Raw genomic sequence first — 6,863 nt, forward strand, 5'->3', positions numbered from 1 at the left:
CCCCTCAGATGAAGAGTTCCTCATCTTCGGCTCATCCTTGCTTCCTCGTGCCCGGCGCAGGCTGTGCTCATGGTTTTCTCGCGTCGTGTGGCGGCTCTCGCCGCCGTTGTGGTGATTCCTCTGGGGATCGCCGCCACCAGCTTCGCCCTCACCGACAGTCCGGAGTCGCCCAAGGTGCCGCCCAAGGTCGAGTTGGACAGCGGCTCGCCCTCGCCCACGCCCACCCGGGCCACGCCGTCGCCGACACCGACGCCCAGTGACGAAGTGGTGTCGCGGCCTCCGGTGACGGACAGCTCCGCGGGGGATGACGATGACGACGACGGACCCGGCGACGACGACGGATGACCGGTCGCGGCGGCCGCTCTCCGCGCGGGTTCGCATCCTGCTCTGGCTGTTGCTCATGATGGCCGTCGCGCTCGGCTCGGTGGCGGCGACGACGCGGTCGATCCTGGTGCGGGACGTCGACCACCGGATCAGCGGGCTGCTCGCCCAGGAAACCGGTGAGTTCGCCCATTTCGAGGAGCGGGGGGTCGACCCGGAGACCGGCCGGCCGTTCACGGATCCGGGGCGGCTGCTGCACGTCTTCCTGGAGCGGCAGTACGCCGACCCGGACGAGGAGCTGATCGGGCTGGTGGGCCGGGAGGGCCGTGGTCCCGCGCAGATCATCCAGCCGCCCCGCGACAGCCCGGTCGCCGTTCCCCTGCACCAGGACCCCGACGCCCGGCGCCGTATCTTCGAATCGCCCGGCTCCAGCGGCACCCTGGACCGGGCGTCGGGCGAGATCCGCTGGGCCAAGGTGGCCGTCGCCCGGCACGGCAGTGAACCGGACGCCGCGTTCGTGGTCGCCTTCCACCCGGGGCGCGAACAGGGCGGTGTGGACGACGTGTTCCGCATACTGCTCGCCATCTCCGGGGTGGCGCTGGTCCTGACGACCGGGATCGGCTGGGTGGTCGCCGGGCGCATCCTGCAACCCGTACGGCTGGTGCGGGCCGCGGCCGCGCAGCTCACCGAGCAGGACCTCACCCGCCGTATCCCGGTGCGCGGCCGGGACGACGTGGCCGCGCTCGCCGAGACGTTCAACGCGATGCTCGACCGGCTGGAGCGCGCCTTCGCCGCCCAGCGGGAGTTCGTCGACGACGCCGGTCACGAGCTGCGCACCCCCATCACCATCGTGCGCGGCCACCTGGAGTTGATGGGCGACGACCCCGCCGAGCGCGAGGAGACCGTGCGCCTCGTCACCGACGAGCTCGACCGGATGAGCCGCATCGTCGAGGACCTGCTCCTGCTCGCCAAGGCCGAGCGTCCCGACTTCGTCACCCCGGAGCCGGTCCAGCTCGCCGAACTGACCGCCGACGTCTACGTCAAGGCCCGCACCCTGGGCGAGCGCGACTGGCGGCTCGACGAAGTCGCCGACCGGGAGGTGGAGTTGGACCCGCAGCGGATCACCCAGGCGATGGTCCAGCTCGCGCAGAACGCCGTGCAGCACACAACGCCGGGGCAGACCATCCGCATCGGGTCCCGCGCCGACGGCTCGCGCGTCGAGCTGTACGTCGTGGACACCGGGCCCGGGGTCCAGCCGCAGGACGCCCAGGTCGTCTTCGAGCGGTTCCGGCGCGGGACCGCCCGGCGCGGCGCCCGCGGTTCCGGAGCCGGGCTCGGGCTGTCGATCGTGCGGGCGATCGCGGAGGCCCACGGCGGCCGGGTCCGCCTGCACGACACGGAGGGCGGCGGCGCCACCTTCGTACTCACCCTGGGAGAGGCCCGTCCATGAACCGCATCCTCATCGTCGAGGACGAGGAGCGCATCGCCTCGTTCGTCGAGAAGGGCCTGCGCGCCAACGGTTTCACGACCTCGGTGGTCGGTGACGGCGACGCGGCGTACGCTTACGCGCTGACCGGCGGCTTCGACCTGGTCGTCCTCGACATCGGGCTGCCCGGCCGCGACGGCTTCACGGTCCTGCGCGAACTGCGGGAGGCCCGTGTGACGATCCCGGTGATCGTGCTGACCGCGCGGGACTCCGTACGGGACACCGTGGCCGGTCTGGAGGGCGGCGCCGACGACTGGATGACCAAGCCGTTCCGGTTCGAGGAACTGCTCGCGCGGGTGCGGTTGCGGTTGCGTACGGCGGCACGGGCGCCCGAGGTGACGGTGCTGCGGTCCGGTTCGCTGAGCCTGGACCTGCGGACGCGGAGGGCGCGGGCGGGAGAGCGGACGGTCGATCTGACGGCCCGCGAGTTCGTGCTGCTGGAGCTGTTCCTGAGGCACCCGGGGCAGGTGCTGTCCCGCGAGCAGATCCTGTCGCATGTGTGGGGGTACGACTTCGATCCGGGCTCCAACATCGTGGACGTGTACGTGCGCGCGCTGCGCAAGAAGCTGGGCTCGGAGCGGGTGGAGACGGTCCGCGGGATGGGGTACCGGCTGCCGGCGTGACCGGGGAGGGGTAGCCCCTTGCACGGCGGCGTGAAGTTTCCTTCATGTGCGGCTCATCGGCGGCTCACGGCCCGGTTGAACCCTCGATGACGTGACCCTGAACTTCCGTCTGACCGCGGCCCTGTGCGTGGCGCTGTCCCTGTGCGCCCTGCTCGTGGTCCCCGGCAACTTCCCCGGCCTCGGCGGTGACGCCCGCCTCACGCTCGCGGTCTTCGCCCTGGCCACCTGTGCCTGGATCGCCACGCCGATCGACGACACGTACATCGCGCTGGGCGCCGGGCTGGCGCTGACGGTGACCGGAGTGATCAGCAGCGACACGCTCTTCGGCACCCTCGGTGACTCGACGGTGTGGCTGCTGATCTGCGCGTTCGTACTGGCGGCGGCGGTGGCCCGGACGGGGCTCGCGGGGCGGGCGGCGGTGTTCCTCGTCGGCGGTGCGCGCACCGTACGGCAGTTGACGCATCTGACGACGGCCGCGCTGGTGGTCACGGCGTTCGCGGTGCCCGCCACCTCGGGCCGGGCCGCGCTCGCACTGCCGGTGTTCCTCGCCCTCGCCAAAGCGCTCGCCGACCGGAAGCGACTGGTCGTGATGCTGGCGTTGCTGTTTCCGACCGTGATCCTTCTGTCGGCGGTGGCGACCCTGATCGGGGCGGGCGCGCATCTGATCACCGTGTCGGTGCTCTGGGAGGCCACCGGTGACCGGATCGGCTTCACGGAGTGGCTGCTGCTGGGTCTGCCGCTGGCCGTGGTGTCCTCCCACCTGGCCGCCGAGGCGGTCCTGCTGACGACCACCCGGCGCGCGGACCGCCGAGGGCCCGTGCACATCACCGCCGAGCAGATCCAGGAGCACAGCGACCGCCCGGTCACCGGCCCCTGGTCGCAGGCCGAGACCCGGTGCGCGCTGCTGCTCGCCACGGTCGTGGTCCTGTGGTGCGCCGAGCCGCTGCACCGGGTGCCCCCCGCGGTGGTGGCGCTGATCGGCGCGGTCGTCGCATCCTCACCGGCCCTGGGCACCGTACGTCTGAAGGACGCGCTGAAGACGGTTCCCTGGTCGCTGCTGCTGTTCATGGCGGCAACGATGGCGATGGGCGTCGCGCTGGCCGACTCGGGCGCGGCGAAGTGGCTGGTCTCCGGGCTCCCCGGGGGCGTCACCCCGGTCGTGTTCCTGACCGTGGTGATCGCGGCGAGCACGGCGGCGCACCTCGTCCTCCAGTCCCGTTCGGCGCGCTCGTCGGTGCTGGTCCCGCTGGTGGTGGCGGCGGCCGTGGGCGCGGGGGTCAATCCGGTCGCGGCGGCGCTCGCGTCCACCGCGGCGGCGGGCTTCTGCCACACGCTCCCGGCCTCCGCGAAGCCGGTCACGCTGTTCGCCGAGATCCCCGGGACGCCCACGTACACCCCGCGCGACCTGCTGCGTCTGTCCGCCGTCCTGGCACCGCTGAGCGCTGCCCTCGTCCTGCTCTTCGCCGTCGCGGTGTGGCCGCTGCTCGGCGTGCCCACGACCCGCTAGGAGGTCCGTCCCATGATCCGTCCCACGATCCGTCCCATGGTCCGTCCCGTGATCAGCCGTATCGCCGTGGCCCCCAGCGGCTTCAAGGAGTCCCTGTCGGCGCAGGCCGCCGCCGACGCCATCGCGGACGGCGTCCGCCGGGTCGTGCCGGACGCCGAGGTCGACCTCATCCCCCTGGTGGACGGCGGTGAGGGCACGGCCGCCGCGCTGGCCGCCTCGACCGGGGGCCGGCTGGTCGCGCTGCCCGCCACGGGCCCGGTCGGGGAGCCCATGGGCACCCACTTCGCGCTGCTCGGCTGCCGGGACACGGCGGTCGTCGAGATGGCGGCGGTCGCGGGCCTCTCCCTCGTCCCGCACAGCCTCCGCGACCCGGGCGCCACGACGACGTACGGCGTCGGCGAGCTGATCCGGGCCGCGCTCGACACGGGCGTACGACGCGTTCTCGTCGGCTGCGGGGACTCGGGTACGTCGGACGGGGGCGCCGGCGCGCTCCAGGCACTGGGTGCCCGTCTGCTCGACGCGGACGGCTTTGAACTCCCGCCCGGCGGCCGGGAGTTGTCCCGCCTCCACCACATCGACCCGTCGGGCCTGGACCCCCGTCTGAAGGACGTCGAACTGCTGGTCGCCTGCAACCCGTACAACGTGCTGTGCGGCGAGCGCGGAGTGGCCCGTGTCTTCGGCCCGCAGAAGGGCGCGACCCCGGCGCAGGTGGAGGAGCTGTCGGCGGGCCTGGAGAACTGGGCGTACGTCCTGACCCGGGATGTCGCGGCCCCCGGCACGGACCTGTACGGCGGCCGTCCGGGCATCGATCTCCGTCACGGCCCCGGCACCGGAGCCTCCGGCGGCCTGGGGGCGGGCCTGGCCGCCCTGGGCGCCCGTCTCCTCCCCCGCTTCGAGGTACTGCTGAACCATCTCGACCTGGACGCCCGGCTGGCCCGCGCCGACCTGGTCGTCACCGCCGAGGGCGCGCTGGACCACCAGACGCCGCGCGGCAAGGTCCCCGCCGAGGTGGCCCGCCGGGCCAAGCTGCACGGGCGGCCGGTGCTCGCGCTGGCGGGCACGCTCGGCGAGGGCGCGCACGACGTGCCGGGCGTGGACGCCTGTCACGGCATCCTGCCCGCTCCGATGGCCTTGGCCGAGGCGCTGCTCCGGGCCTCCGAGCTCCTCACGGACGCCACCGAGCGGGCCCTGCGGATGATCCTGCTGGGTACCCGGCTACCGGTTCACGCGGAGGTGTCGGGCACGCAACGCCCCTCCTCCGTGCGGTAGTTCCACTGGGCTCCGTTGCGGACGAGCTCCTTGACCGCGTTCACGAACCGCTCGACGTGCTCGTCCGGGGTACCGGCGCCGAAGCTCACCCGGATCGCGTTGAGGGACTTCTCGCCGGGCGCGGCCTCGGGGGCGCCGCACTCGCCCTGGGTCTGCGGGTCACTGCCGAGGAGCGTGCGCACCAGCGGGTGGGCGCAGAAGAGGCCGTCCCGTACGCCGATGCCGTACTCGGCGGAGAGGGCGGCGGCGAAGTGCGAGCTGTTCCAGCCCTCGACGACGAAGGAGATGACGCCGACCCGCGGGGCGTCGTCCCCGAAGAGGGACAGGACGCGCACCTCCGGCACCTCGGCGAGGCCGTCGCGCACCTTGCCGACCAGGTACTGCTCGCGGGCGACCAGGGTGTCGAACCCGGCCTCGGTGAGAGCCTTGCAGGCGGAGGCGATGGAGTAGGCGCCGATGACGTTGGGCGAGCCGGCCTCGTGCCGGGCGGCGGTCTCGTGCCACTCGACGTCCACTCCCCCGTCCTCGCGCCGGGAGACCTTGCGGCTCGCGCCCCCGCCCGCGAGGTACGGCTCGGCCGCGGTCAGCCAGTCGGCGCGCCCGGCGAGGACGCCGGAGCCGAAGGGCGCGTACAGCTTGTGGCCGGAGAAGGCGATCCAGTCGACGTCCAACTCCCGTACCGAGACCGGGTGGTGGGGCGCCAGCTGGGCGGCGTCGAGCACGATCCGGGCGCCGTGGGCGTGCGCGGCCGCCGCCAGCTCCCGGACGGGCCACAGCTCGCCGGTGACGTTGGAGGCACCGGTGACGCAGACGAGGGCGGGGCCCTGGGGGTCGCGGCCGGCGAGCGCGCGCTCCAGGGTGGCGATGGCCTCGGCGGGCGTACGGGGGGCGTTGAGGTAGGTGACGCGGGCGTCCCGCCAGGGCAGCAGCGAGGCGTGGTGCTCGGTCTCGAACACGAAGACCTGGCAGTCGGCGGGGAGCGCGGCGGCGAGAAGGTTGAGCGAGTCGGTGGTGGAGCGGGTGAACACCAGCTGGTCGTCGTCACGGCAGTCGAGGAACTCGGCGACGGTCCTGCGGGCGTTCTCGAAGAGGTCCGTGGAGAGCTGGGACAGGTAGCCGGCGCCGCGGTGCACGCTGCCGTAGTACGGGGCGTACGCGGCCACGTCGTCCCAGACGCGCTGCAGGGCCGGGGCGCTGGCGGCGTAGTCCAGCGCCGCGTAGGTGACTTCGCCGCCGGTCACGAGCGGGACGGTGACGTCTCGGCCCAGAACGGGCAGCGGGGTGCAAATGGTCTGGGCGGAGGCAGCGGTGAGGACAGACATGGGGAGCTCCCGTGAGAGGCGCGCACGGCAAGGGAGGCGTGCGGGAAAGAGTGGAAAAGGGTGTGCGGAGGCGGGGCTCTGCGGCCCTATCGCATTCGCTTGCTCACGGAAGGCTCCCTCGACGACCAGGACCCCTGGTTACGCGAGGGGTCCGCGCTTGCCGTAGACCTCGCTGCCTACGGCCTGGTCTTCACCCGGGGCACCCCGCCACGGACGGAGGGTTGCCGGACAGCCGGCCGGGGCCTTGTGACTGTCGCTCATGACCTGCCCAGCATCTTGCCACACGATCATCCGGACGCAAGTGGGGTGTCCGGATGGCGGGATGGGGGCCGGGG

6 protein-coding genes and 1 riboswitch are annotated in these 6,863 nt (G+C 73.0%); of the genes, 5 read left to right on the forward strand and 1 reads right to left on the reverse strand.

Going from position 1 to position 6,863, the window contains the following annotated elements; all coding sequences use genetic code 11:
* Positions 1–69: 69 nt before the first annotated feature.
* The 5 genes from FNH08_RS11000 to FNH08_RS11020 all read left to right on the forward strand — a co-directional run bounded on the left by FNH08_RS11000 (position 70) and on the right by FNH08_RS11020 (position 5,206).
* Positions 70–345, forward strand: coding sequence for a small secreted hydrophilic protein (locus FNH08_RS11000; RefSeq protein WP_152771265.1), 276 nt, complete (start codon positions 70–72; stop codon positions 343–345).
* Complete coding sequence (locus FNH08_RS11005; protein WP_228034036.1) at positions 311–1,771, forward strand: sensor histidine kinase; 1,461 nt, start codon at positions 311–313, stop codon at positions 1,769–1,771. The genes FNH08_RS11000 and FNH08_RS11005 overlap by 35 nt, the downstream gene beginning before the upstream one ends.
* Complete coding sequence (locus tag FNH08_RS11010) at positions 1,768–2,430, forward strand: response regulator transcription factor (RefSeq protein ID WP_152771266.1); 663 nt, start codon at positions 1,768–1,770, stop codon at positions 2,428–2,430. The genes FNH08_RS11005 and FNH08_RS11010 overlap by 4 nt, the downstream gene beginning before the upstream one ends.
* Positions 2,431–2,521: 91 nt before the next feature.
* Positions 2,522–3,937 (forward strand): SLC13 family permease, encoded by a 1,416-nt coding sequence (locus FNH08_RS11015; protein ID WP_322724215.1) that lies wholly within the window; start codon positions 2,522–2,524, stop codon positions 3,935–3,937.
* 12 nt (positions 3,938–3,949) lie between these two features.
* On the forward strand, positions 3,950–5,206 hold the full coding sequence (locus tag FNH08_RS11020) for a glycerate kinase (protein WP_228034037.1): 1,257 nt from the start codon (positions 3,950–3,952) through the stop codon (positions 5,204–5,206).
* Here FNH08_RS11020 and FNH08_RS11025 read toward each other — a convergent pair.
* Entirely contained in the window at positions 5,161–6,528 is a 1,368-nt protein-coding gene (locus tag FNH08_RS11025; RefSeq protein WP_152771267.1) for an aminotransferase class V-fold PLP-dependent enzyme, read from the reverse strand. The two genes, FNH08_RS11020 and FNH08_RS11025, sit on opposite strands and share 46 nt — an antisense overlap.
* 148 nt (positions 6,529–6,676) lie before the next feature.
* Positions 6,677–6,793: riboswitch (SAM riboswitch) on the reverse strand.
* Between the last annotated feature and the right edge of the window lie 70 nt (positions 6,794–6,863).

Origin of the sequence: Streptomyces spongiae (genome assembly GCF_009377185.1) — a bacterium.
In the GTDB taxonomy this organism is placed as follows: Bacteria; Actinomycetota; Actinomycetes; order Streptomycetales; family Streptomycetaceae; genus Streptomyces; species Streptomyces spongiae.

Coding starts and splice junctions, on each gene's coding strand:
- FNH08_RS11000 (WP_152771265.1), top strand. CDS start 70: ATGGTTTTCTCGCGTCGTGTGGCGGCTCTCGCCGCCGTTGTGGTGATT.
- FNH08_RS11005 (WP_228034036.1), top strand. CDS start 311: ATGACGACGACGGACCCGGCGACGACGACGGATGACCGGTCGCGGCGG.
- FNH08_RS11010 (WP_152771266.1), top strand. CDS start 1,768: ATGAACCGCATCCTCATCGTCGAGGACGAGGAGCGCATCGCCTCGTTC.
- FNH08_RS11020 (WP_228034037.1), top strand. CDS start 3,950: ATGATCCGTCCCACGATCCGTCCCATGGTCCGTCCCGTGATCAGCCGT.
- FNH08_RS11025 (WP_152771267.1), bottom strand. CDS start 6,528: ATGTCTGTCCTCACCGCTGCCTCCGCCCAGACCATTTGCACCCCGCTG.